Below are 26,179 nucleotides of genomic sequence, written 5' to 3' on the forward strand. Positions count from 1 at the left end.
ACGAAATGACCACGCATGACGAGAATGTCGTCGCTGCCCTGCGCACGGCACTCAAGGAGAACACGAGGCTCAAGCGACAGAACCGCGAGCTGACGGACGCTTCCCGGGAACCGGTCGCGGTGGTGGCGATGGCGTGCCGCTATCCCGGTGGCGTGCTGTCTCCCGAGGATCTGTGGGACCTGGTGATCGCGGAACGGGACGCCATCTCGGAGCTGCCCAAGGACCGCGGGTGGGACGAAGACCTGTACGACCCGGACCCTGACCGCGTGGGGAAGACATATGTCCGCGGCGGGGGTTTTCTGGACGACGTCGCCGGGTTCGACGCCGAGTTGTTCGGGATCTCGCCGCGTGAGGCGTTGGCGATGGACCCCCAGCAGCGGTTGCTTCTCGAGACCTCGTGGGAGTTGCTGGAGCGCGGGGTGGGCGATCCCCGTTCGCTGCGCGGCAGTTCGACCGGAGTGTTCGTCGGCGGTGGGGTGTCCGGGTACGTGCCCGACCTCTCCAGGACGCCGGACGAGCTGAGCGGTTTCGCCATGGCGGGCAACCTGAGCAGCGTCCTGTCCGGCCGTCTGGCCTACACCTTCGGCCTCGAGGGGCCGACGGTGACCGTCGACACCGCGTGTTCGTCGTCGCTGGTGGCGCTCCACCTGGCGGCTCAAGCGCTGCGCCAGGGGGAGTGCTCGCTGGCCCTGGCCGGCGGCGCGCAGGTCGTCACCAACCCCGCCGGGCTGCTCGAGTTCGCCCGTCAGCGCGCGTTGTCGCCGGACGGACGGTGCAGGGCGTTCGCCGCCGAAGCCGACGGGTTCGGCACCGCGGAGGGCGTGGGGCTCCTGTTGCTGGAGCGGTTGTCGGACGCGCGGCGGAACGGTCGGCGGGTGCTGGCGGTGTTGCGGGGTTCGGCGGTGAACCAGGACGGGGCGAGCAGTGGACTGACGGCGCCGAACGGTCCGTCCCAACAGCGCGTCATACAGGCAGCGTTGGCGAGCGCGGGTCTCCGCGCGGCCGACGTGGACGTGGTCGAGGCGCATGGCACGGGGACTCAGCTGGGCGATCCGATCGAGGCGCAGGCGCTGCTTGCGACGTACGGCCAGGACCGTGAACGCCCGGTGTGGCTCGGTTCGGTGAAGTCCAACATCGCGCACACCCAGTCGGCCGCCGGTGTGGCCGGTGTGATCAAGATGGTGATGGCGTTGGAGCGGGGTGTGTTGCCGCGGACGTTGCATGCGGAGCAGCCCTCGCCGTTGGTGGACTGGTCGGCGGGGCAGGTGGAACTGCTGACGCAGGCCGTGGAGTGGCCGCGCCAGGAGGGTCGTGTCCGGCGGGCCGGAGTGTCCTCGTTCGGGGTGAGCGGCACCAACGCCCACGTCGTACTGGAGGAGGGCGAGGGCGGGGGCACTGATCCCGAGGCGTCGGGAAGCGGCTCGGAGGAGGGCGGCCCGGTGGTCTGGACCGTCTCCGGCGAGTCCGAGGCCGCCCTGCGGGGACAGGTCGAGCGGTTGCGCTCGTGGATGCTGGAGCGGCCGGACGCGGATGTCGCGGAGGTCGCCCGAGGGCTGGCCGGACGGGCAGCGCTGCGCCACCGTCTGGGCGTGGTCGGCGACGATCGCGGCGAACTCCTCACCGGCCTGGAGACATTCGCGGCGGACAAGACGTCGAACCAGGTGGTGCGGGGGTCGGCCGGTGGCGGCGGTGGTGTGGTGTGGGTGTTTCCTGGTCAGGGGTGGCATTGGGTGGGGATGGGGCGGGAGTTGCTGGATGGTTCTGGGGTGTTTGCGCGGGTGGTGGGTGAGGTGTCGGCGTTGGTGGAGGGGGAGGCGGGGTGGTCGGTGGTTGATGTGTTGCGGGGAGTTGGGGGTGCTCCGCGGTGGGATCGGGTGGATGTGGTGCAGCCGGTGTGTTTCGCGGTGATGGTGGGGTTGGCGCGGATGTGGGAGTCGGTGGGGGTGTTGCCTGCTGCGGTGGTGGGTCATTCCCAGGGGGAGATCGCGGCGGCACATGTGGCCGGGGTGTTGTCCCTGCCCGATGCCGTACGGGTTGTGGTGGGGCGTTCGGCGGCCATCACGGCACTGGCCGGACAGGGAGCGATGGCCTCGGTGGCCGCGCCTGCCGACGACGTCGAGGACTGGATGGCGCCGTGGGAGGGCCGACTGTGGGTGGCGGCGGTCAACGGCCCGGCGTCGACCGTGGTCGCGGGCGAACCCGAAGCCGTCGAGGAGCTGCTGGCCTTCTGCCAGGAAAAGGCGGTGCGCCGCGTGCGGCGCATCGACGTCGACTACGCCTCGCACAGCCCGCAGGTGTCCAAGATCCGTGAGGCGATCCTGCGAGGACTCGACGGCATCAGCCCCACCGCGGGGCGGATCCCGCTGTGGTCCACCGTCACGGCGTCCCCGCTGGCGGAGGGGCGGATGATGGACGCGGAGTACTGGTACACGAACCTGCGCAGTCCGGTGCGGTTCGACCGGACCATCGCGGCACTGCTGGAACAGGGCTACCAGACCTTCGTCGAAGTGAGCGCGCACCCGGTGCTCACCCCTCCGATGGAGGAGCGCATCGAGGCCGCCGGGGCCCAGGCCCACACCGTGCCCACCCTGACACGTGACCACGGCGATCTCCGCCGGTTCGTCATCTCGGCCGCTCACGCGTGGACCTGCGGCGTCACCCTCGACCGGGCCGGTCTCCCCGGGGGCAGCGCCCGCGCGGCAGCGCTGCCCACGTACGCCTTCGACCGGAAGTCCTACTGGCTCGCGCCGCAGCAGCGGAGCGACAGCCCGCCGCCCGCCGAGGACAGTGACTTCTGGGAGGCCGTGGACGGCGGCGACGCCAAGAAACTGGCCTCTCGACTGGGGCTGCACGACCCCGATGCCAGGGAGTCGGTGGCGGCTGTGCTGCCGGCGCTCCACGCCTGGCGGGAACGGCGGCGCGGCGAGGCCGCGATCGAGGAGTGGCGGTACCGCGTCTCCTGGAACAGGGCCGCGGCGAACGAGTCGCCGGTCCTCACGGGAACCTGGCTCCTCGTGGTCCCGGAAGGCCACCCCGGACCGGCCGCCGCCCACGTCGCTTCGGCCCTCAGCGGCCGCGGGGGCGACATCCGTACCCTTCCGGTCAGGACCACCAGCCACGACACGGCAGACATGGCCCGGCAACTCGGCGCACATGCACGGGACTTGGCCGGGGTCGTGTCGTTGCTGGCGCTGGACGAGGAGCCGCACCCCGGCCATCCGGAGCTCACGGCCGGAGCCGCCGCCACCGTGCTGCTTCTGCAAGCCCTGAGCGAGGCAGGCGTGGAGGCGCCCCTGTGGTGCGTCACCTCGGGCGCGGTCGCCACCGGGCCCGACGACTCCGTGACGTGCCCGCACCAGGGCGCGCTGGCCGGACTCCTGCGCGTGGTCGACCTGGAGCGAGCCCGTCCGCTGTATCAGGTCGACATCCCCGAAGCCCTCTCCGCCCGTGACCGCACCCGTCTGGCCGGCGTGATCGCGCGCCCCGGCGACGAGCACCAGTTCGCCGTCCGTCCGGCGGGCGTACTCGTTCCACGGCTGACCCGTATCCCTCGGTCCTCCGACCGGCCGACCCGCGACTGGAGTCCGAACGGCACCGCGCTCATCACCGGAGGCAGCGGTGCTCTGGCCGCCCACTCGGCGCGCTGGCTCGCCGGCAAGGGAGCCGCCCGGCTCGTCCTGTTGTCCCGGCAGGGCCCCGACGCGCCGAACGCCGAAGAACTGCGCGCCGAACTGGAAGAGCTGGGGGCCGAGGTCACCTTCGCCGCCTGCGACATCACCGACCGGGAGGCCTTGGCGGCCGTCATCGGGCGGATACCGGCCGATCAGCCCCTGACCACCGTCGTCCACACGGCGGGCGTCCTCGACGACGGCGTACCGATGGAGAGCGCGGCCGACCCCTTGACACGCCTCGCCGGGATCATGTCGGCCAAGGCGGGCGGCGCGGCCCACCTGCACGAACTCGTCGACGACCAGCCGATCGAACAGTTCCTGCTCTTCTCCTCGGCGGCGGCCGTGTGGGGCAGCGCCGGGCAGGCCGCCTACGCGGCGGCCAACGCCTACCTCGACGCCCTCGCCCAGCACCGCCGGGCCCGCTCCCTGCCCGCCACTTCGATCGCCTGGGGCGCCTGGGCAGGGGGCGGGATGCTCGGCGACGAGCAGGGGATCGCCTGGCTCGGCGGCAGCGGCATGAGCCTGATGGAGCCGGAGCGGGCCGTCGCCGCGATGCAGCGCACGGTCGAACGGGACGAGACCGTCACCGTGGTGGCCGACATGGACTGGGCGACGTTCTCCGAGGTCTACGGCGCCGCCCGCCCGCGCCCCCTCATCAGCGAGGTCACACCGGCCGCGCTGCCGGACGACACCGAGGGCGGGGCAGCGGGGCCATCCGGCCGGCCGGACCTGGTCCGCAGGCTCGCGGAGCTGTCCGCACCACGCAAGGAGGCGGCACTTCTCGGACTCGTACGCGAAGCAGTGGCCGGCGTGCTCGGACACACCGGGCCGGAAGGGATCGACCCGGAACGGCCCTTCCGCGAGGCGGGGCTCGAATCCGTCGCCGGTCTCGAACTGAAGAACCGGCTCGGCACCGCCACCGGACTCCGCCTCACCACGACGATCATCTTCGATCACCCCACCCCGCTCGCGCTATCCCGGTACCTCGGGAAACGGCTGGCGGACGATCCGGTGCCTGAATCCGGCGCCGTGAATTCCGACATCGAATCGGCAACCGACGACGAGATATTCGCCATCATCGACAACGTATGAGCGCCTGAATGCAATAGGGGGCAAGCCGATGCCCCTAAAGGCATACTCCGCCGCCGAATAGGGGCGCGCACTCTTTTGGTAGGGGCTGACGCGATGACAGCTCCCTCATAGGCTCAAGGCGTTTCTCGGCGGAACGGGCCTGGGTTATCTCTGTGAAAGGGCTATGACATGACCGAACGGGTGGTATTTCTCTTCCCCGGCCAAGGGGCCTATCTGCCGGGAGCCTTCGCGGACTTGGGCGCGGACGCGGAGCCGGTCGAGGAGTGTGTGGCCGAGATCGACGCGGCCGCCGCGGAGTTCGGACACGCTCCCGTCCGGCCGCTGCTCTTCTCGACCGACGCGCCCGCACTCGGGCAGCTGCTGCGCTCCGACCACGAACGCCTCGACGTGGCCACGCTGGCCAGTTCGATCGGCCTCGCGCGGCTCCTGGAGGAGCGGTGGGGCATCAGGCCCGACCACGTCCTCGGGCACAGCCTCGGGGAGTTCGCGGCCCTCGCCGTCGCCGGGGTCCTCACTCCCGCCGACGCCACCAGGGCGGTCTGCGAGCGCCACACCGCGCTGCGAAAGGCGCCGCCCGGGGGCGGCATGCTCGCGGTGAACGTGAGCCCGGCGCGGGCCGAGGAACTCATCACGTCCGCGGGCGCGCTCGCGGTGGCCGTCTCGGCGCACAACTCCCCGGAACAGACGGTGATCAGCGGTGACGAGGCGGATCTGTCGAAAGTGCAGAAGGCGGCGGGCGAAGCGGGGGTCCGCAGGTCCCGGCTGCACGTCGCCAGTTCCTTCCACATCCCGCAATTGGCCGACGCGAGCGCCCTGTACGCGACGACGCTGCGGAACATACCGATGTCCCCGCCCCGCGAACGCTGCTTCTACTCGCACGGTCTCGGCCGTTACCTGACGGCGGCGGACGACGTCGTCGACCTCATGGTGGCCGACATGACCCGGCCGGTGCGCTTCCACGAGGCCGTGAGCGCGCTGCACGACGACGGCGTCACGGCGTTCGTGGAGTGCGGCCCACTGGACGTGCTCACGAAGATCGTGTCCGTGATCCTGCCGTCGGCACTCACCGTGGCACCCCTTCGCGACGCCGCGACCACATCCGATCTGCCCGCCCTGCTGCGGCCCCTGTCACCTTCCACCGCGGCCGACGACTCCGCCTCCGATGCCGCCGAGCCGGCCGGGGCGTCCGCCGAGCCCGGCATCGACGCGGAGGTCCTCGAAACCGTGCGCGCCGTGTGTTCCGAGATCCTGGAGTACCCGCCGGAGGTGATCACGGACGACGCGGACCTCACGGCGGACCTGGGCGCGGACTCCCTGACACTGAGCGAGCTGCTGGAGCGCGCACTCCAGCGGTACGGCCTGGAGGACAGGTTCCACGAAGGCAACGCGGGAGGCTATGCCACCGTCGCCGAACTCGCCACGTTCGTCACCGGCTTGGTGCGCGAAGGTGACGCCACCCCGTCAGGGCAGCGGTGAAGCCGGCATGAGTTCTCGTGGCCCGAACACAGCCGGTCCGCCCGCCGACAGCGTCGCCGTGGTGGGGATGGGAGTCGCGGTTCCGGCAGCGGGCGACCCGGAGGAACTCTGGAAGCTGCTGTGCGAGGGCCGCCCGGTGTTCGAGGAACCCCGGGAGCGCTACCCACTGGAGCACTTCTGGTCGCCGGAACCCGCCGCCGAGGACCGGAGCTACGGCCGGACCTCGGGATTCCTGCACGACTTCCGGCCGCATCCACGGCTGGCGGAGGAGATCGAGGCCGGAACCTTCACGGCCGCCGAACAGAACCTGGTCTGGCTGCGCCACTGCCTGATGCAGGCCGGCGACACCCTCGCCGCCCGCAGGAGCGACCGCTACGCCTACTACGTGGGCAGCAGCACACTCGCCGGACAGCGCACCGACGAAGCGGCACTCATCGAGGCGGTGGCCCTGCACACCGCGCGGCACCGGTACCAGGGTGCCCCCGCCGCCCGGCGGGCCGCGGCCGAGGACAGACTGCGCACCCAGCTGCAGCGGCACTACGGGCACAGCGGCCGACCACAGCGGGACACCCTGCCCGATCGCGTCGCCCGGACCGCGGCGACGGGTCTCCTGCCCGACGACTGCGAGTTCGCCGTGGTCGACGCCGCCTGTTCCTCCTCGCTGTACGCGATCAGCCTCGGCGCCAGGAGCCTGCTGGCCGGCGACAGCGACATCGCCTACTGCGGCGGAGTGTCGGGGGTGTCGCCGCGCTACAACGTCACCTTCGCCAAACTGCGCGGCCTGAGCCCCACCGGTGACGTCCGCGCGTTCGACCGCGGAGCGGACGGGACCCTGTTCGCCGACGGTGCCGGCATGGTCGCCCTCAAGCGCCTGGACCGGGCCATCGAGGACGACGACCCGGTGTTCGGCGTCCTGCTGGGCTTCGGCGGCTCCGCGGACGGCCGGGGCACGGCGATCTACGCCCCCAACCCGGACGGACAGCGCCGGTGCCTGGACCGCGCCTGGCAGGCCGCGGGCCTGACCGCGGACGACATCGACTGGGTGGTCGCCCACGGGACCGGCACGACGGTCGGCGACGCGGTGGAACTGCGCACGCTCGCCGCCGCCGCGGAAAAGGGCAGCCTCTGGTGCGGATCCAACAAGTCCCTGCTGGGCCACAGCGCGTGGAGCTCCGGAGCGGTGTCGGTCATCGAACTGCTGATGGCCCTCCGGCAGGAGACGATCCCGGCACAGCGCCGCTTCACCGAGCCCGAGGACGCCGCGGAGACCGGCAAGGTCGTACAGGTGCCCGTGGCCGACGTCCCCTGGCCCTGGGACGACCGGCGCCCCAGAGTCGGAGGCGTCTCCGCCTTCGGCTTCGGCGGGACCAACGCCCATCTGCTGATCGGCGACCGTGCGCCCGCACAACCGGACCGGCCCGCCGATGCCGAAGCCGAAGCCGAAGAGACCGACCCGGTGGTGCTTCTCGCCTGGACCGCTCATCTGCCCGGCGACCCGAACCCCGAGGAACTGACGCGATTCCTGCGCGGCGGCGGTGTCCCGGGACCGCGCACATTCGGCGACCGCTACCCCACGCCGCCGTTCGCGGACGTACGCCTTCCGCCGCCCACCCTGCGCGCCACCGACCCGACCCAGCTCATGGCGCTGCGCACCGCGGCACTCTTCATCGCGGAGCACGGCGAACTGTGGTCCCCCGTGCGCTCGACGACCGGGGTCGTCGCCGCCGCCGTCGGCCCGCCGCCCTCCGGCATCGACAACCTCGTGCGCTGCTACGCCACCGACGTCGACAGTGTCCTCGAAGGCCCCGACCGGGCGGCGTTCGCCGACTTCCTCGGCGACGTCCGGTCCACGACCGCGCCGACCACGAAGGACACGCTGCCCGGCCTGCTGCCCAACATCACCGCGGCGCGCATCGCCCACCGCCACGACCTGGGCGGCGGCACCATGCTGACGGACACCGGCGGCACCAGCGGGCTCACCGCCGTGCACACCGCCGTCCGGCTCCTGACCTGGGGGGAGCTCGACATGGCGCTCGTCCTGGGGGTCAGCCCCACCAGCCGCCCGGACTTCGCCCGGTTCATGGGCGTCGAACAGGAACGGATCGTGGAAGGCGCCTTCCTCCTCGCACTGAGCCGGGAATCCGTCGCACGCGAGCATGGCCTCCGGCCACTCGTCCGCCTCAGCTCGACCTGGTGCGGCGCGCCCCGTACGTCGAGCTCCGCCCACTACGGGAACAGCGCGGGGGACGACACCTTCTTCGGGGCCGACGGCATCCTCGACGTGCTCCGCGCGCTGCACGACGACGCACCCGAGGCCGTGGTGGGCCCCGCGACCGGCGAGCCAGGACCCCTCATCACCCTCTCCCGCACCGCCGACGGCCGTCTGAAGACAAGGAACAGCCGATGAGTCAACTCCGCGACGCCGCGGCCACGGACGACCCGAAGACCATCGCGGGCTGCGAGGTGCCGGACAGCTACCGCGCCGCCGTCACCCTCGCCGAGGAACAGAAGTCCCTCGTCGGTATTCCGGTCGACAAGCGTGACCCCCGCAAGACGGTCCACGTGCAGGAAGTCGCCACGCCCGAGCTGGATCACGGCGAGGTGCTCATCGCGGTCATGGCCAGCTCGATCAACTACAACACCGTGTGGTCGGCGCTGTTCGAGCCCGTCCCCACCTTCCGGTTCCTGCGCACCCTCGGCCGGCTCTCACCGGAAGGCGCGCGGCACGATCTGCCGTACCACGTGCTCGGCTCCGACCTCTCGGGAGTGGTGCTGCGCACCGGACCGGGCGTACGCGAATGGAAGCCCGGAGACGAAGTGGTCGCCCACTGTCTGCAGCCGGACCTGCAGACCCCCGGCGGGCACGACGACACCCTGCTCGACCCCGGCCAGCGGGTCTGGGGCTACGAGACCAACTTCGGCGGCCTGGCGGAGATCTCCCTGGTCAAGGCGAACCAGCTGATGCCCAAGCCCGCCCACCTCACCTGGGAGGAGGCCGCCAGTCTCGGGGTGGGGCTCTCCACCGCGTATCGCCAGCTGGTGTCCCGCAACGGAGCGGACATGAAGCAGGGCGAACGTGTCCTGATCTGGGGCGCGGCCGGTGGGCTCGGCGCCTATGTGACCCAACTGGCCGTCAATGGCGGGGCCGTACCCATCTGTGTCGTCTCGTCGGAGGCCAAAGCGGAGCTGTGCCGGCAGATGGGAGCGGAACTCGTCATCGACCGGTCCGCGGGGAACTACAGGTTCTGGGACGGACAGGACCGCCCCCGCCTCGGCGAGTGGAGCCGCTTCCGCAGCGCCGTCCGCAACCTCGCGGGGGACGACCCGGACATCGTCGTCGAGCACCCCGGCCGCGACACCTTCGGCGTCAGCGTCATGGTGGCTGCCCGCGGCGGCCGCGTCGTCACCTGCGCCTCGACCACGGGCTACGAGCACATGTACGACAACCGCTTCCTGTGGATGCACGTCAAGCGCATCATCGGTACGCACATGGCGAACTACCGGGAAGCCTGGGCGGCCAACGAACTCGTCGTACGGGGCAGCGTCCACCCCGTGCTCTCCCGGGTCTACCCGCTCACCGACACGGGCGAGGCCACCCACGACGTGGCCGCCAACCTCCACCAGGGCAAGGTCGGCGTCCTGTGCCTCGCCGACCGCCCAGGACTCGGCGTACGCGACCACGAGCTGAGGGCCCGCAAGCTCGACCGGATCAATCTGTTCCGCGACAGCGGGGGGCGCGGCTGAACCCTGCCCGACCACCGCCCCGGCGGGCGGCGCGGCACCGGCGGGAACTGGGGTGGTCCGGTGCAGGCCGCCACCCCCGTCGGTGAGATTTTGTGCGATGTGGGAGCGTGAGCGGGTGAGTGAGACGAAGACTGAGACCCTGCAATACCGCTTTGACGGGCCGGAGGACGCACCGATCCTGATCCTCGGCCCGTCCCTCGGCACCACATGGCACATGTGGGACCGCCAGGTGCCCGAGCTGGTCAAGCAGTGGCGTGTGTTCCGTTTCGACATGCCCGGACACGGCGGCGCCCCCGCGCACCCCTGCGGCTCCGTCGGAGAGCTCGTCCAGCGGCTTCTCGTCACGCTCGACGAGGTCGGGGTGCAGCGCTTCGGGTACGCGGGCTGCGCCTTCGGCGGCGCGATAGGTGCCGAGCTGGCCCTGCGGCACCCGCAGCGCGTCGCCTCCCTGGCGCTGATCTCCGCCTCGCCCCGCTTCGGCAGCGCCGACGAGTTCCGCCAGCGCGGGGTGATCGTGCGGAGCAACGGCCTCGACCCCATCGCGCGCACGTCCCCCGAGCGCTGGTTCACGCCCGGCTTCGCCGCCGCGCAGCCCGCGATCACCGACTGGGCCGTACAGATGGTGCGTACGACCGACCCGGGCTGCTACATCGCCGCCTGCGAGGCCCTCGCCGCCTTCGACGTGCGTGCCGAGCTGGGCCGGATAGGGGTGCCCACCCTCGTCCTGGTCGGTTCCGAGGACCAGGTCACCGGGCAGGGCGAGGCCCGCACCCTCGTCGCCGGCATCCCGGACTCCCGCCTCGCCGTGGTGCCGGGGGCCTCCCACCTGGCCCCGGTCGAGCAGCCCGCGGCCGTCACCGACCTTCTCGTACGGCACTTCTCCACCGCCTGGCAGCTCGCGCCCGACGCCACCGGGACGCACGCGGCGATCAGCGCGACGCCGGTCAAGCCGGTGCTCGCCCCGCCGCCGCCCGTCTTCCCCGTCGCCGAGATCGGGCCCATGGAGCAGCCCGAGGCCGTGGCCGGCGGACGCCCCGACCCGTACGAAGCGGGGATCAAGGTCCGCCGCGAAGTGCTCGGTGACGCGCACGTCGACCGCGCGCTCGCCGCGGCCGACGACTTCTCCACGGATTTCCAGGAGCTCATCACGCGCTACGCGTGGGGCGAGGTCTGGAACCGCCCCGGTCTGGACCGGCGCTCACGCAGCTGCGTCACCCTGACCGCGCTGGTCGCGGGCGGCCACCTCGAAGAGCTGGCCTTCCACACCCGCGCCGCCCTGCGCAACGGCCTGACCCCGCAGGAGATCAAGGAAGTACTGCTCCAGGCGGCCGTCTACTGCGGCGTACCCGCGGCGAACTCCGCCTTCAAGGTCGCCCAGGCCGTGATCCGCGAGGAAACCACGCCCCAGGAGTAAGGCGTAGCAGGATGGGGAGCATGCCGACTGCCGCGAAGCGCATCAAGCTCACGAAGAAGACGCACGCCTGTGTCCGCCTGGAGCGGGACGGCCGGAGTCTCGTCATCGACCCCGGCACCTTCAGCGAGGAGGACGCGGCGCTCGGCGCCGACGCGATCCTCGTCACGCACGAGCACCCCGACCACTTCAACGAGGACCGGCTGCGGGCGGGCCTCGACGCCAACCCCGCCGCCGAGATCTGGACCCTGCGCTCCGTCGCGGAGAAGATCTCGGCGGCCTTCCCGGGGCGGGTGCACACCGTCGGGCACGGCGACACCTTCGAGGCCGCCGGATTCGACGTGCAGGTGCACGGCGAGCTGCACGCCGTGATCCACCCGGACATCCCGCGGATCACCAACGTCGGGTATCTGGTGGACGGTTCGGTCTTCCACCCGGGCGACGCGCTGACGGTGCCCGAGCAGCCCGTGGACACGCTGATGCTGCCGGTGATGGCCCCCTGGAGCAAGATCTCCGAGGTCATCGACTACGTACGCGAGCTCAAGCCGCAGCGTGCCTACGACATCCACGACGCGCTGCTCACGGACCTGGCCCGGCCGATCTACGACTCCCAGATCGGGTCCCTGGGCGGCGCGGAGCACCTGCGGCTCACACCGGGGGAGTCCGCCGAGCTGTGACCGGCGGGGCCGGGACTGTCAGTGGCGCCCGGTAGGTTGTGAAGCATGCGCATTGCCACCTGGAACGTGAACTCGATCACCGCTCGGCTGCCCAGGCTGCTCGCCTGGCTGGAGAGCAGCGGTACGGATGTGCTGTGCATCCAGGAGACCAAGACCACCGCGGAGCAGTTCCCCGCCGCCGAGCTCCGCGAGCTCGGGTACGAGTCGGTGGTCAACGCCACAGGGCGGTGGAACGGCGTCGCGCTGGTCTCCCGCGTGGGCATCGAGGACGTGACGACCGGGCTGCCCGGCGGCCCCGATTACGACGGGATCCAGGAGCCGCGCGCGATCTCCGCCACCTGCGGTCCGGCCCGCCTCTGGTCGGTGTACGTGCCGAACGGCCGCGAGGTCGACCACGCGCACTTCGGGTACAAGCTGCGGTGGTTCGAGGCGCTGAAAGCCGCGGTCGCCGCCGACGCGGCCGGCGCACGGCCCTTCGCGGTCCTCGGGGACTTCAATGTGGCGCCGACCGACGCGGACGTGTGGGACCCGGCCCTGTTCGAGGGTGCCACCCATGTGACCCCCGCCGAGCGCGCGGCACTCGCGGCGCTGCGGGAGGCGGGGCTCTCGGACATCGTGCCGCGGCCCTTGAAGTACGACCACCCGTTCACGTACTGGGACTACCGCCAGCTCGGCTTCCCCAAGAACAGGGGCATGCGCATCGACTTGGTGTACGGGAACGAGGCGTTCACGAAGACCGTGTCCGACTCGTACGTGGACCGTGAGGAGCGCAAGGGCAAGGGCGCGTCGGACCACGCGCCGGTCGTGGTGGACCTGGACGTCTGAACAGTCCTAGGCAGTCCTGAACAGAGCTAGGCGGACCTGGGCTCCAGGCAGGAGCGGGGGCCAGGCATTCTGACCCCCGCGCCGCCGAGCCGCTAGCCGGAGACCAGCTTCCGCAGGTCCACCGACTCCGCGATCGCGGCGAGCCCCGCGTCGCCCGGATGCAGATGATCCCCGCTGTCGTACGCGGCCAGCATCCGTGCCGGGTTCCCCGGATCCCGCAGTACGGCGTCGAAGTCGAGGACGGCGTCGAAATCGTCGCCGCCCCGCAGATAGTCGTTGACCTTCATCCGCTCCGCGTCCGCCGCCGCCGTGCACAGGGACTCGCCCTGGCAGGGGGCGATGGTCGCGGCCAGCACCCGCAGGCCACGCGCATGGGCGCGCTCGGCGATCTCCCGCATCCCGGCGATGACTTGATCCGCCGACGCGCCCCACCGCACGTCATTGACACCTTCGAAGACGACGACCGTACGGGCCGACGTCTGGGCGAACACATCACGGTCCAGGCGGTGCAGCGCGCTGACGCCGCCCGTGTCGGTGGAGACACCGTCGCCGGGGTAGCGGTCCGCGACCACGCGATTCGCCGAGATCCCCTGGTTCAGCACTCCGAAGCGCGGGACGTCGTCCTGCCGGAGCAGCCGGGAGGCCAGCACGTTGGGCCAGCGGTGGTTCGCGTCCCGCGTCGACTTCACCCCGTCCGTGATGGAGTCACCGAGCAGCACCACGGATCCGGGGCCACCGCTCACGTCGACGCCCGTGAGCAGCGGCCAGGTCGTGATCGTCGACGTGTACGCCGCCGGGGAGCCGTCCGCCGCGTGGTCGCCGGGGCCGCTGACGTACGAGCGCTGGATGGCCTGGCTGTGGACGGGTGCGGTGGTCACCGTCTCCGGGAGGTGGAAGCTCACCAGGAGATTCGTGTCCTCGGGCACGTCGAAGTCGAGCGGATCGCTGAACGCCTGTGCCCCCGCCGGGATTTCGGTCCCCGCCTTGCCACGAAAGGACAGCGGCCGAGGTTCGTCCCGCGCCTCCGCCCCGGACTCCTGCACCGCCACCGTCGCGCTGCCGATCGTCACCGGAGCCGAGGCGAAGGTGTTGTCGAGCCGGATCCGCACCCGAGGCCCGCCCGTGCTGGTGTGGACGACCAGCCGCACGGTCCGGTCGGCCCACGGGCCCACCGCCGTGTACCCGGCCGTCGACGTCGACCAGCTGCCGGTCCACCCCTTGGCCGGCTGCCGCACCGAGAGCGCGAAGACATGCAGGTCCGGGGCGCCCGGGTCCTTCGGCAGGGTCACGGACGCGACCTCGCGCCCGCGCGCCACCGGCACGGTCACCACGTACAGCCGTGTCTTCTCGGCGAGTTGGCCGCCGGGAGTGTTCACATGCGGCAGCGCGACCGCCTTCGTGGCGAGCGGGCCCGAGCGCCAGTCCGGTGCCGTCAGGCGGTACGTCCCCTTCGAACCGTCCCGGTAGCGCACCGTCCCCGTGCCGCTCGCCTCGCCGCCCGTGCCCGCGACGAGGAACGCCAGGGCGTCCCCGCGCCCGCGCACCCGCACGGACTGCCCGTCGGCACGAACGTTGTCCTCCTCGCCCGCGGCCGTGCGCGGCAGGGTGAGCCGCGCCCCGTCCACAGCGAGCGAGCGGCCCGGAGTCCAGCCCGCCGCGTCGAGGTCACGCGCCGAGAGCGAGTCGCCCGAGCCGTCGAAGTCCGCGTCGCCGGGCCGCGCGTCGTCACTGATCGCCCTGTTGTCGAAGAGCCGCTCCAGAGGGAGCGGCCCGGGTCTGTGCGCAGCGGCCTGCGCCGTCGCCACAGGTACGGCGCCGCTGATCACCGCCAGTACGGCGGCCGCTCCCCAGATACGTGAGATACGCGAGGTACGCGAGCTGCGTGGGCGCACACCGGACCCCTCCCCTTGGCTGAAGCTGACGTGACGACAGGTGCGCCATGAAGCTAAGGAGGCGGGAGAGAAGCGTCAATGAGGTGCGCGTGAACGTGACCCGAACTCGCCGGGATGCCGGGGTGATCGCGACGAGTGCGATGCGACCGTTCGGGTGGCGAGTGGGCACCCTCGCTGTTCGACCTCGACGGCACCGTGCAACTCCGCCTGTCCCACAAATAATTCGGCCACGCCGGCAGCTCTCACCAACGGTCTTCGGGCCGCAGTCGCCAGTCGACGCACGTCACCTGCAATTGAACACAGATCTTTCCTGGTCAGAGCGTCGGCCGCGGTGAGCTACTCACCGACGCGCTCCGGCAGTTCGACGCCGCGTGGCCGGATTCGCGCGATTCCGTGATCAACTGACGCAAGTTACATTCGTTGGACCGGGGAGCAGAGGCACCCTCACGGAGAGGCCGATCATGAACATCTCCTTCTTCGACAGGTGGCGCAGACAGCAGTCCGCCGACCGGAGCCCAGGACTCGCCTCGGCGTTCGGCGAGGACCCGGCCGGGGTGGCCGAACTCCTTGCCGAATGTGAGCTGCTGCGCTCCCAGGCGGCCTCCGCCGGGCTCGAACTCGACGACTCACCCGCCTCGTTGAGCGCACTCGACCAGCTCCTGCCGCGCTGGCGTGACGACCCCGAGCTGCTGCCGTGGCTCGGCAACGACGCCGGTCTTTACCTCGGTTCGGTCATCGTCCGTAGGGTGCCCGGCGCCGCCTGGCACGTCTGGCCCGGCGGCAGCCCCGTCGTACTGCTGCCATCGGGGCGGGAGATCCAGGTGGTGGAGGCGGGGCTCGACTGGGCGGTGCAGGGCGCTCCTGAACTGTCCCAGGTCTACGCGGAGGCGTCGGAGGCGTAGCCGCGGGATGACGTAACTGGAAATACGGTTAATGCCCATAAGTGCGTGTCGTCCAGTAAGTCCCGTTTTCACGTGGATAGTTTGCGCGGACCGACACCGCTGAGAGTGGGCAGGGCAGGGCATGGCCGTCGATCCGCTGATCGAACTGCGTGATGTGAACAAGTACTACGGGGAGCTGCATGTCCTCAGGGACATCAACCTCACCGTCGGCAAGGGGGAGGTGGTCGTGGTCATCGGCCCGTCAGGGTCGGGGAAATCAACGCTGTGCAGGACGATCAACCGTCTTGAGACCATCCAGTCGGGAGCCATCGCACTGGACGGCCAGCCGCTTCCGGAAGAGGGCAAGGCCCTGGCCACGCTCCGTGCCGACGTGGGCATGGTGTTCCAGTCCTTCAACCTCTTCGCGCACAAGACAGTGCTGCAGAACGTCTCCCTCGCGCCGGTCAAGGTGCGGGGCAAGAACAAGGACGACGCCACGCGGCGCTCCCGCGAGCTCCTGGACCGGGTGGGCCTGGCGACGCAGGCCGACAAGTACCCGGCACAGCTCTCGGGCGGCCAGCAGCAGCGCGTGGCCATCGCACGCGCGCTCGCCATGGAGCCCAAGGTGATGCTCTTCGACGAGCCGACATCGGCCCTCGACCCCGAGATGATCAATGAAGTGCTCGAGGTCATGCAGGGCCTCGCCCGCGACGGCATGACCATGGTCGTCGTCACCCACGAGATGGGCTTCGCCCGTTCGGCCGCCAACCGCGTCGTCTTCATGGACGCCGGCCGCATCGTCGAGGACCGGGCCCCCGAGGAGTTCTTCAGCAACCCGGAGAGCGACCGCGCCAAGGACTTCCTCTCCAAGATCCTCAAGCACTGACGGGGGCCAGGCATGATGCGTACGACACGTCTGCTCGCGGCGCTCGTCCTCGCCGCCTGCGCCGCGACCGCCTGCGGCAAGGAGGGCAGCCCCCCGGTGAAGGGGCCGCCCCCCGGAAAACTGCCCAAGTACCAGGTGGCCACCGGATTCACGCTGCCCGCCTCCGGCACCTGGAAGAAGGCGAAACGGCGCGGTCACCTCGTCGTCGGGGCCAAGGAGGACCAGCCGTTCCTCGGCGAGAAGAACCCCGCCACCGGGGAGTACTCCGGCTTCGACATCGAGATCGCCAAGATGATCTCGGCCTCGCTCGGCTTCGACCCGAAGTCGATCTCGTTCAAGACGATCGCGTCCGCCAACCGCGAGACCGCCCTGCAGAACGGGCAGATCGACTACTACGTCGGCACGTACACCATCAACGACCTCCGCAAGAAGCTCGTCGGCTTCGGCGGCCCCTACTACATGGCAGGTCAGGGCCTGCTCGTGCGCTCCGACGAGGACGACATCAAGGGGCCGCGGGACCTGGACGGCAAGAAGGTCTGCTCGGCGGCCGGGTCGACGCCCTACCAGCGCATCCAGAAGGACTACCCGAAGGCGACGCTCGTCGCGTACGACACCTACTCGGTCTGCGTCGACAACCTGCTGACGTATCAGGTCGACGCCGTCACCACCGACGACGCCATCCTGATCGGGTACGCGGCCAAGGTGCCCGACGAGCTCAAGCTGGTCGGCAAGCCGTTCTCGGAGGAGCCCTACGGCATCGGCGTACCCAAGGGCGACAACGCCCTGCGGTTCGCCGTCGACGACGCCCTGGCCGCCCGGGAGAAGAACGGCGACTGGAAGAAGGCCTACGACGCCACCCTCGGCCTCTCCGGAGTCCCGGCGCCGAAGCCGCCCGCCATCGACCGCTACCCGGCGAGCTGAGGAGGCGTCGTGGACGTACTGACAGACAACTTCTCCACCTTCGGCAAGGGGTTCGTCGGCACCGTCGAACTCACCGTCTACGCCTCTGTCCTGGCCCTCGTGCTCGGCTTCGTCATGGCGTCGTTCCGGGTGGCGCCGGTCGGCTCGTTCCGGGCCTTCGGCACCGCCTGGGTGACGGTCCTGCGCAACACCCCGCTCACCCTGCTCTTCTTCGCGGTGCTGCTCGGGCTCCCGCGCTTCGGACTCGTCCTGCCCTTCAAGGTGTTCGCCGTCCTCGCGCTCGGCTGCTACACCTCCGCCTTCATCTGTGAGGCACTGCGCTCGGGCATCAACACCGTCCCCAAGGGCCAGGGCGAGGCCGCCCGCAGCCTGGGGATGACCTTCGGGCAGACGCTCTCCATGGTGGTGCTCCCGCAGGCCTTCCGGTCCGTCATCTCGCCGGTCGGCTCCAACCTCATCGCACTGGCCAAGAACTCGGCGATCGCGGGAGCGTTCAGCGTCACCGAGCTCCTTGGCACGTACAAGACGCTCAACGAGCTCGGTTACAGCATCATCTGGACGTTCGTCTGGATCGCCGTCGGCTACCTGATCATCACCCTCGCCATCAGCGCCCTCTTCAACATCCTCGAAAAGCGCTGGGGAGTCGCCCGATGAAAGCCCTCTCCCACGATTCCACCGCCCTCTACGACGTACCGGGCCCCAGGACCGAGCGCAGACACAAGCTCTACGGGCTCCTCTCCACCGTGATCCTGCTCGCCCTGGCCGGCTGGCTCCTCTACCTGCTCTTCGACACCGACCAGTTCACCGCGACCAAGTGGACGCCCTTCGAGTACACGGGCATCCAGGAACTCCTCCTGAAGGGCCTCGGGAACACCCTCAAGGCCTTCGCCATCTCCGCGGTGCTCGCGCTCGCGCTCGGCGGACTGCTCGCCGTGGGGCGGCTCTCCGAGCACCGTCCCGTGCGCTGGCTGGCCACGCTTCTCGTGGAGTTCTTCCGCGCGATGCCGGTCCTGGTGATGATCTTCTTCGTCTTCGTGGCGCTGAAGGTCCAGCCGCTGCCGGCCCTGGTCACCGGACTCACGCTCTACAACGGCTCGGTGCTCGCCGAGGTCTTCCGGTCGGGCGTGAACTCCGTGGAGCGCGGGCAGCGCGAGGCGGCGTACGCGCTCGGTATGCGCAAGACACAGGTCATGACGCACGTCCTCGTACCGCAGGCCGTGCGCGCCATGCTGCCCGCCATCATCAGCCAGTTGGTGGTGGCGCTCAAGGACACGTCGCTCGGCTATCTGATCACCTATGAGGAGTTCCTCCACGCCGGGAAGCTGATCGCGTCGAACCTCGACTACGATCTACCTTTCATCCCCGTGGTTCTGGTGATCTCGCCGATCTACATCGGGATGTGCATGCTGCTTTCGTGGTTCGCCCAGTGGGTGTCCAAGCGACAGCGGCGCAATCCCAAGACCGAGGCCGCGGATGTGGCCCCGGCCGAACCAGGGACGCTGCTGCCGGGTGTGCAGTAGCTAAAGGGGCCAGGGCCCGACCCGGCAGCAGCCGGTGATCACTGTTCGCGCAACGGGACCGACACGTACGACGGGTCGGCCACGGGCGAGGAGAAGGTCAGCTGCGCGCCGGACGGGTTGTGCTCGATGTAGAGCGGGTCGACCGTGTCGACCACCAGGGCGAGCTTGTGTCCTGCCGGTACGTCGTAGGCCGTGGAGAACAACTCCAGGTCCACGCCGAACGGCCGGCCGGGGGTCTTGCCGTGGAAGGTGAACGGCGCGTTGCTGACCAGCTTGCCGAGGCCGAGCGGGCCCACGTCGTAGAGGTACGCGACGAGGGTGCCGCTCTCCTTGGTACTGGTGAGCGTGGTGTGCAGCTTCGCCGTCCCGCGCACCCGCTGGGCCTTGTCGTACTTCTCGGACTGCCAGACGCCCGCGTAGCGCCGCGGAAGCAGGGGCACCGACGTCACCGGCGGGATCTTGAGGAACTGGTCGAGGGCGTTCGAGAGCAGCACCGTGCCGCCGTTGGCGCCCGAGTCGACGTTCGTGCGGAGCGTGGTGGAGCCCGCCAGGTCGATCTTCTTCGTCGTCGCGCCGACGGACTTCCAGTCGGGATAGCCCTCATAGCCACCGGTCGAACGGGACTTGAGCTGGACGGGTCGCTCGCTGTCGATGCCGTTCTTCTCGCCCTTGAGGTAGCGGTCGAACCAGCGCTGGGTCGAGGTCCAGGTGTCGTTGGGCAGCCCGAGAAGGCCGGTCAGTTCGGCGGTCGCGTGGTCGCCCGGACGGAATTCGAGACGCTTGGGGCCGGTCAACTGCTCGTAGAACTCGGCGTACTGGTTGGGCGGGAAGATCGTGTCACCCCAGGCGTTGCCCAGCATGACGGCAGCGCCGTTCTTGTTGATCTGGTCGATGTAGGTCGCGGGGGAGCGCTTGGCGCCCCACGCGATCATCTCGTCCTCCTGGTCCGGGTTGGACCCGAGGAAGTCCTTGAGGGTCTGCCGGAGTTCGGGGCTCGGGCGGCCCGTGAGGACACCGGCGCCGCCGAGCAGCCCGGCGGCCTGGCGGTGCTGGGTGCGGCCGCTGTAGATCGAGTCGATGAGGTCGCCCCAGCCGCTGAGGGCGGCCACGGCCTTGATCCGCTTGTCGTGGCCCGCGGCGAGCAGGCTGATGCCCGCGCCGTACGAGACGCCGCCCATGCCCACCTTCCCGGGGTCGGCCGGGGTGTTCTCCAGGGTCCAGTCGATGACCTTGGAGGCGTCCGCTATGTCCTCGGGGCCTCCGGTCTCGATCTCGCCGCCCGACTGCCAGAAGCCGCGTGAGTTGTAACTGACCACGACATAACCGGAGTTCGCCAGCTTCTGGGCCTGGGCGACGTACTCGACCTGGGGCATGGCCCAGCTGGTGGGCAGCACGATCGCGGGGTATCTGACCCCGGCCTTCGCGCCCTTGGGGGTGAAGACGTTGGCCTTGAGGATCGTGCCGCCGTCGCCGGGGATGTCGACGAAACGTACGTCCGTGGTGCTCGCCGCCTGGGGAGCGGCCGGCGGAGCCGCCTGGGCGGCCGGGGCGAGACCGAAGGCGGCGCCGGCGACAAGAGTCGCCGACACGGCGCCCACGGTGGTCGTGCGCAGGGCCTTGCGCGGTTGTCCCACGGGTCACTCCTTACTCGTGCAAGCAAAGTGACCCGACGGTAACCGGGAGGCTTTACCCGAGGTAACCCGTCGGTAAGTTACGCACCGGTAACGATTGTTGAGTGAACTACTTTCAGCTCAGGGCGCTCTTCGTCTGCCAGTCGGACCAGGAGATGTTCCACTCCCCGTAGCCGTTGCCCGGGTCGGGTACGCCCTTCGAGCCGCTGCCGGAGACCTCGAAGGGGTCGCCGACCTGGACCTGGCCGTAGAGCCAGGAGGCGTCACCGTCGCTCATGCCGATGCAGCCCGAGCTGTGGTTGGTGTTGCCGAAGTATGAGGCGTTCCAGGGGGCCGCGTGCGCGTACATGCCCGACCAGGTCAGACGCATCGAGTTGTCGACCATCTTGTCGTAGGCGTCGCCCAGGCCGACCGTCTCGGAGCGCATGTTGATCGTGCCCTCCTTGGCCATCAGGACGGACGTGCCGCCCCAGGACGCCTTGTCGCCGCCGGGGGTGCCCGCCGACATCGGGACGGTCTTCACGCTCTGGCCGTCGCGCACGAGCGTGGCCTGCTTGCTGTCGAGGTCGACCTTGACCTTCTGGCTCTTGCCGACCGTGAAGCCGGTCACGTAGTCGCGCACGAACCAGCCGCCGTCGGTGCCGGAGTCGACCCCGCCGAGCCGGGCGTCGAGCTTCACCTTCGTGCCGGACTCCCAGTACTCCTTGGGGCGCCAGTCGACGCGGTCCTTGCCGTCGTAGTTCTTGATCCAGCCCCAGGACCCCGTCGTGTCGTTCGAGGTCGTCACCTTCAGGTGCTTCTCGACCTCGGTCTTGTTCTTCACCGGGTGGTCGAAGACGACCGACAGGGGCTGCGCGACACCGACCGTGGTGTCCTTGCCGGGAGTCAGGGACAGCTTGTTCACCTGCTCGGGGGCGGCCGTCCTGAAGGAGGCGCGTGCGCTGCCGCCCTCGTCCGTCGTCGCCTTCACCTTGTACGAGGTGCCGGGCACCGCCTTGCGGTCCGAGGTCCAGGTGGTGCCGTTCGCGGCGATCTTGCCGGTGAGCTTCGCGCCCTCGGAGCCGGTCACCTCGACCCGCTTCAGCTTGCCGTCGGCCAGCTTCACCTTGACCGGGGAGCCCGCCTTGGCCTGCTCGCCCTGCAGGTTGACGGATATGTCCGGCTTGTCGGCTGCGGTGTCGGCGGCTGCGGGGGCGCCGCCCGAACAGGCGGTCAGGGCGGCGGCCAGCGCCGCCAGGCCCGCGGCCGTGACCGCGGCCCCGGTGTGGCGGGAGCGTATGGGGCGTCGGCGACTCGGCGAGCTCAGGGGCCTCAAGGGAACGTACCTCCGTGCGAATGTGGAACCGCACGGTGAGAGGGCCAAAGGTCCCGATGGGTTGCCTCTTGCCCCGAATTCGCCGACTAGGTCACAGAGGCGGCGTATGGGTCGGTCGCGGCCGTCGGCGCCCGGTGAACTCGCGGCTACTTGGCGCGATGGGACGCGCGCGCCGGAGTGGCCACCGGAGCGGGGGCCTGGGCGGGGCGGGTGACGTCACCGACGAGCTCGACGACGTCGGGACCGTACGCCTGGGAGTTGACGACCTTCAGGAGCAGGACGAAGGTGTTGCCGCCGTGCTTGCGGGCGAGGCGCTCATGGTGCCGGGCGAGATAGCGGGTGGCCGCCTGGTTGGTGATCGCCCGCTGGCCGCAGAAGAGGAAGACGGGTCTCGCCTCCTGGCCCTGCCCCGCGGTGAGCCGCGCGAGGATCACGTACTCCGAGATGCCGCCCTCCATGCGGTACCGCTCGCTGCCGATCTGGAAGGCGCCGCGGTCCGGGCCCGGCTCCGGTTCGGTGTTGATGCGGACGCCGGGCAGCAGGGAGTGCATGTGCGCTGCCATGCGGCGGTTGACGGCCGGCGAACCGATGCAGAATTCCGTGCGCTCGCCGAAGCTCTGCTGGGCGGCGTCGTGCGCGACGAGCTGGGCGTGCGCCCCGCAGTCCTTGATCAGCGCGGCCAGTTCGAGCAGCGCGAACACGTCGTGGCGCACGACGGTGAGCTCGGGGCCGCCCGCCTCGCGGTTCACCACGAGCAGCGACTCGGCGTTGTCGGGCAGCCCGAAGAAGGCCTGCTTGCGGCGGAGCCCCCGCCGCCAGAGGTAGGTACGGGCGAGCCAGCCCAGCACGGCACCGAGGCCGGCCGCGATCAGGCCGAGGACGATGTTGCGCACGTCTTCAGTCATGGGGGCGCATGCTAGCGGGCTCTAGGACCCGTGTTCGAGGGGGTCCTGACGTGGCGGGGGACGCGAAGTTACGCTGCGCGGACGGCTGTTGACTGGAGGTACGGATGCGTCGTGCTGTCGTACGGAATCTGACGCTATTGGCGGTCGGAGGGGTATTGGTGTCGGTCGGAGCGGCCGCGCCCCCTTCGTCTCCGCGCTCAGCTCACACGGCCTCGCCGGCCCCGCCGAAGGTGCCGGTGGCCGTCGGCTACGGCGGTGCCGTCTCGAGCGTCGACGCGGACGCGTCCGCCGCCGGGATCGAGGTCCTCAGGAAGGGCGGCAACGCGGTGGACGCGGCGGTCGCCACGGCGGCGGCCCTCGGCGTCACCGAGCCCTACTCGGCGGGGGTCGGGGGCGGTGGCTACTTCGTCCACTACGACGCCAAGAGCCGCAAGGTGAGCACGATCGACGGCCGCGAGACCGCCCCGCGAACCGCCGACTCCGGCCTCTTCCTGGAGGACGGCAAACCGATCCCCTTCGCCGACGCCGTCACCAGCGGCCTGGGCGTGGGCACGCCCGGCACCCCCGCGACCTGGGAGTCGGCTCTCGACAAGTGGGGCAGCAAGCGGCTCGGCACGCTCCTGAAGCCCGCCGAGCGGCTCGCGCGCGACGGATTCACGGTGGACGGCACCTTCCGCTCGCAGACCGAGGCGAACCAGGCGCGGTTCGCGGACTTCCCCGACACGGCGGAGCTTTTCCTGCCCGGCGGGGCGCTGCCGGTGGTCGGCTCGACGTTCAAGAACCCCGATCTCGCCCGTACCTACGAGGAGTTGGGGCGCAAGGGCGTCGGCGCGATGTACCGGGGAGGCATCGGCAAGGACGTCGTACGGACCGTGAACAAGCCGCCCGTGGACCCGGCGTCGGGGCGCGTGGCCCGTCCCGGCGACCTGTCGGCGAAGGACCTGAAGGCCTACGCCGTGAAGCGGCAGGCGCCGACGAAGACGTCCTACCGAGGGCTCGACGTCTACTCGATGGCTCCCTCGTCCTCCGGTGGCACGACCGTCGGTGAGGCGCTCAACATCCTTGAGCGGACCGATCTCTCGAAGGCCTCGAAGAAGAAGTATCTGCACCGGTTCATCGAGGCCAGCCGGGTCGCCTTCGCCGACCGGGGGCGGTGGGTGGGCGACCCCGCCTTCGAGGACGTACCGACGAAGGAACTGCTCTCGCAGCGGTTCGCCGACTCGCGGGAGTGCCTGATCCGCGACGACGCGGTCCTGAAGAGTCCGCTCGCGCCGGGGAACCCACGGGACCCCGCCTCCTGCAAGGCGGGTGACAAGGCCGCACCGACCACGTACGAAGGGGAGAACACGACGCACCTCACGGCCGCCGACAAGTGGGGCAACGTCGTCGCCTACACCCTGACCATCGAGTCGACGGGCGGCAGCGGCATCACCGTGCCCGGTCGCGGTTTTCTGCTCAACAACGAACTGACCGACTTCTCCTTCGCGCCGGCCGACCCGGCCGTGCACGACCCCAACCTGCCGGGTCCGGGCAAGCGGCCCCGCTCCTCGATCGCACCGACGATCGTCCTCGAGAAGGGGCAGCCGGTCATCGCACTCGGGTCGCCGGGCGGTGCGACGATCATCACCACCGTGCTGCAGACCCTCACGGGCTTCGTCGACCGGGGGCTGCCGCTCGTCGACGCGATCGCCGCGCCGCGCGCGAGCCAGCGCAACGCCGCGCAGACGGAGCTGGAGCCGGGCCTTTGGGGGAGCCCGCTGCGGGCCGACCTGGAGGCGATCGGCCACTCCTTCAAGCAGAATCCCGAGATCGGCGCGGCCACCGGGGTGCAACGGCTGCCCGGCGGGAAGTGGCTCGCCGCCGCGGAGAAGACGCGTCGTGGTGGCGGCTCGGCGATGGTGGTGCGGCCGCAGTAGAGGCTCGATGCCGCGCCGCAGGGGCATGCCGCGGCGACCGCGCGAGGAGGGGGCCCCGCGCGGGCGTCGCGGTCATGTCATCGGCGCCACGCGGCGGTGTGCGCGGCGGCGAAGTCCGCGAAGTCACGGGGCGGCCTGCCGGTGACCCGCTCCACGGTGGGGTCCACGCGGTCCTCGGCCCCGTGCGCGATGGCATCGTCCATGGCGGCCAGTACGTGCGCGAACGCCTCGGGTATTCCGGTGGCGGTGAGTCGCTCCCGGAAGTCCGCCACCGGGATGGAGCGATGCCGGATCTCGCGCCCCGTGGCCTCGGAGAGCGCCTTTGCGACGTCGGTGTAGCCGAGCGCTTTGGGCCCCGTGAGCAGGTGCACCGCGTTGTGGGACCGCTCGTCGGTCAGGGCCCGTACGGCGACGGCGGCGATGTCGTCGGCGTCGACGAACGCCACCCGCCCTCGCCCGGTGGCCGTCACGATCTCGTCCGCTGCGCGGATGCTCTCGCCGTGGAGATGGCCGGGGGTGACGAAGTTCTGCATGAACCAGGAAGGGCGCAACACGGCCCATTCCGGAGCCAGTCGGCGCAGCGCCTCGTGCACCTCACCGGCTCCGGGGTCGCCCTCGGCGATGGCGGAGGAACTCAGCAGCACGAAGCGGCGCACGCCCGCCTCCAGGGCGCGCTCCAGGAACGGCACCATCAGCCGGGCGGGCGCGGCGTCACCGATGGGCGGCACCAGGTAGACGCCGTCCACGCCGCTGAGAGCCGCGCCGTGCGTGGCGGCGTCGGCCCAGTCGAAGCGGACCTGGCGGGTGCCCGGCGCAGGGGTGCGGCTCGCCACACGTACGGACACGCCCTGGTCGGCGAGTGCGGTCGCGACCCGGCTGCCCGTGGTGCCGGTGCCGCCGGTGATCAGGAAGCGCATGGTCATCGGGTCTCTCCGGAGTGTGCGGCGCCGACGGGGATCTCGCCGTCGAAGGCATCGGCGATCAGCGCGCCGTTCCAGTAGTCGCGAAAGCGCGTGATCCTCCCCTCGTGGACGGTGACGACCTGGATGTACGGCATGTCGAAGCGGCGCCCGGTGGCGACCGCGCGGCCGGTGCCGCGCAGCTCCACGACGATGGTCTCGGGGTCGTCGGTGCGGTGGACGGCTAGGTCCTCAAAGCTCCGCAGGTCGATGTGGTCGGGGTAGTCGGCCATGTATCCGCGTACGGCGTCGCGCCCGACGAGCCGGTTCGGCGCCCCGGGAAGCGCGAAGGGAAACTCGAGGACGCCGTCCGGCGCCCAGAGGGCGACCCAGCCCTCGATGTCCTTGGCGAGGAGGAGGTCCAGAGAGTGGGTGAACACGTCGGTCGCGGAAGGGTGCGGTGTCATGGCGGCGACGTTAACCTGACCCAGGGTCCGTTTACAAGTACCGGACCCCG

General features: G+C 70.5%; 19 protein-coding genes. 13 read left to right on the forward strand and 6 right to left on the reverse strand.

The window, feature by feature from the left end:
- The first annotated feature begins 5 nt into the window (after window positions 1-5).
- From AB0I94_RS09935 to AB0I94_RS09965, 7 genes are all read left to right on the forward strand, one after another.
- A complete protein-coding gene (locus AB0I94_RS09935; RefSeq protein WP_363308966.1) occupies window positions 6-4,763 on the forward strand; it encodes a type I polyketide synthase in 4,758 nt (1,585 codons plus the stop codon).
- Window positions 4,764-4,931: 168 nt separating this feature from the next.
- The gene (locus AB0I94_RS09940) at window positions 4,932-6,239 is read left to right on the forward strand and encodes an acyltransferase domain-containing protein (protein ID WP_363308967.1); all 1,308 of its coding nucleotides are present in this window, start codon (window positions 4,932-4,934) and stop codon (window positions 6,237-6,239) included.
- Between the two features lie 7 nt (window positions 6,240-6,246).
- A complete protein-coding gene (locus AB0I94_RS09945; protein WP_363308968.1) occupies window positions 6,247-8,646 on the forward strand; it encodes a beta-ketoacyl synthase N-terminal-like domain-containing protein in 2,400 nt (799 codons plus the stop codon).
- Window positions 8,643-9,983 (forward strand): crotonyl-CoA carboxylase/reductase, encoded by a 1,341-nt coding sequence (gene ccrA, locus AB0I94_RS09950; RefSeq protein ID WP_363308969.1) that lies wholly within the window; start codon window positions 8,643-8,645, stop codon window positions 9,981-9,983. Before AB0I94_RS09945 ends, ccrA begins: the two co-directional genes overlap by 4 nt.
- 115 nt (window positions 9,984-10,098) lie before the next feature.
- Window positions 10,099-11,397: a 4-carboxymuconolactone decarboxylase gene (gene pcaC, locus AB0I94_RS09955; RefSeq protein ID WP_363308970.1), complete on the forward strand. Its 1,299-nt coding sequence runs from the start codon at window positions 10,099-10,101 to the stop codon at window positions 11,395-11,397.
- Between the two features lie 41 nt (window positions 11,398-11,438).
- Complete coding sequence (locus tag AB0I94_RS09960; RefSeq protein ID WP_363309035.1) at window positions 11,439-12,071, forward strand: MBL fold metallo-hydrolase; 633 nt, start codon at window positions 11,439-11,441, stop codon at window positions 12,069-12,071.
- A gap of 45 nt (window positions 12,072-12,116) precedes the next feature.
- Window positions 12,117-12,896, forward strand: a complete 780-nt coding sequence (locus tag AB0I94_RS09965; protein WP_363308971.1) for an exodeoxyribonuclease III — start codon at window positions 12,117-12,119, stop codon at window positions 12,894-12,896.
- A gap of 92 nt (window positions 12,897-12,988) precedes the next feature.
- Here AB0I94_RS09965 and AB0I94_RS09970 read toward each other — a convergent pair whose 3' ends face one another.
- Window positions 12,989-14,788 (reverse strand): SGNH/GDSL hydrolase family protein, encoded by a 1,800-nt coding sequence (locus AB0I94_RS09970; protein WP_363308972.1) that lies wholly within the window; start codon window positions 14,786-14,788, stop codon window positions 12,989-12,991.
- A 461-nt stretch (window positions 14,789-15,249) separates the two neighbouring features.
- On the opposite strand from AB0I94_RS09970, the gene AB0I94_RS09975 reads away from it, so the two are divergent.
- From AB0I94_RS09975 to AB0I94_RS09995, 5 genes are all read left to right on the forward strand, one after another.
- A complete protein-coding gene (locus AB0I94_RS09975; protein WP_363308973.1) occupies window positions 15,250-15,690 on the forward strand; it encodes a DUF6278 family protein in 441 nt (146 codons plus the stop codon).
- Window positions 15,691-15,811: 121 nt separating this feature from the next.
- Window positions 15,812-16,555, forward strand: a complete 744-nt coding sequence (locus AB0I94_RS09980) for an amino acid ABC transporter ATP-binding protein (protein ID WP_363308974.1) — start codon at window positions 15,812-15,814, stop codon at window positions 16,553-16,555.
- A gap of 15 nt (window positions 16,556-16,570) precedes the next feature.
- Complete coding sequence (locus AB0I94_RS09985) at window positions 16,571-17,476, forward strand: glutamate ABC transporter substrate-binding protein (RefSeq protein ID WP_363309036.1); 906 nt, start codon at window positions 16,571-16,573, stop codon at window positions 17,474-17,476.
- Between the two features lie 9 nt (window positions 17,477-17,485).
- The gene (locus AB0I94_RS09990) at window positions 17,486-18,130 is read left to right on the forward strand and encodes an amino acid ABC transporter permease (RefSeq protein WP_363308975.1); all 645 of its coding nucleotides are present in this window, start codon (window positions 17,486-17,488) and stop codon (window positions 18,128-18,130) included.
- On the forward strand, window positions 18,127-18,996 hold the full coding sequence (locus AB0I94_RS09995) for an amino acid ABC transporter permease (RefSeq protein ID WP_363308976.1): 870 nt from the start codon (window positions 18,127-18,129) through the stop codon (window positions 18,994-18,996). Before AB0I94_RS09990 ends, AB0I94_RS09995 begins: the two co-directional genes overlap by 4 nt.
- 38 nt (window positions 18,997-19,034) lie before the next feature.
- Here the strand turns inward: AB0I94_RS09995 and AB0I94_RS10000 are convergent, their stop codons facing one another.
- The 3 genes from AB0I94_RS10000 to AB0I94_RS10010 all read right to left on the reverse strand — a co-directional run bounded on the left by AB0I94_RS10000 (window position 19,035) and on the right by AB0I94_RS10010 (window position 22,847).
- Complete coding sequence (locus tag AB0I94_RS10000; protein WP_363308977.1) at window positions 19,035-20,630, reverse strand: CocE/NonD family hydrolase; 1,596 nt, start codon at window positions 20,628-20,630, stop codon at window positions 19,035-19,037.
- A 112-nt stretch (window positions 20,631-20,742) separates the two neighbouring features.
- Entirely contained in the window at window positions 20,743-21,906 is a 1,164-nt protein-coding gene (locus AB0I94_RS10005) for an Ig-like domain-containing protein (RefSeq protein WP_363309037.1), read from the reverse strand.
- A 182-nt stretch (window positions 21,907-22,088) separates the two neighbouring features.
- On the reverse strand, window positions 22,089-22,847 hold the full coding sequence (locus tag AB0I94_RS10010; protein ID WP_363308978.1) for a hypothetical protein: 759 nt from the start codon (window positions 22,845-22,847) through the stop codon (window positions 22,089-22,091).
- A gap of 104 nt (window positions 22,848-22,951) precedes the next feature.
- On the opposite strand from AB0I94_RS10010, the gene ggt reads away from it, so the two are divergent.
- On the forward strand, window positions 22,952-24,763 hold the full coding sequence (gene ggt, locus AB0I94_RS10015) for a gamma-glutamyltransferase (protein WP_363308979.1): 1,812 nt from the start codon (window positions 22,952-22,954) through the stop codon (window positions 24,761-24,763).
- A 77-nt stretch (window positions 24,764-24,840) separates the two neighbouring features.
- Here the strand turns inward: ggt and AB0I94_RS10020 are convergent, their stop codons facing one another.
- Entirely contained in the window at window positions 24,841-25,686 is an 846-nt protein-coding gene (locus AB0I94_RS10020) for an NAD(P)H-binding protein (RefSeq protein WP_363308980.1), read from the reverse strand.
- Window positions 25,683-26,129 (reverse strand): nuclear transport factor 2 family protein, encoded by a 447-nt coding sequence (locus AB0I94_RS10025; protein WP_363308981.1) that lies wholly within the window; start codon window positions 26,127-26,129, stop codon window positions 25,683-25,685. The genes AB0I94_RS10020 and AB0I94_RS10025 overlap by 4 nt, the downstream gene beginning before the upstream one ends.
- Window positions 26,130-26,179: the final 50 nt, after the last annotated feature.

This window comes from Streptomyces sp. NPDC050147 (assembly GCF_040660195.1).
Classification (GTDB): domain Bacteria; phylum Actinomycetota; class Actinomycetes; order Streptomycetales; family Streptomycetaceae; genus Streptomyces.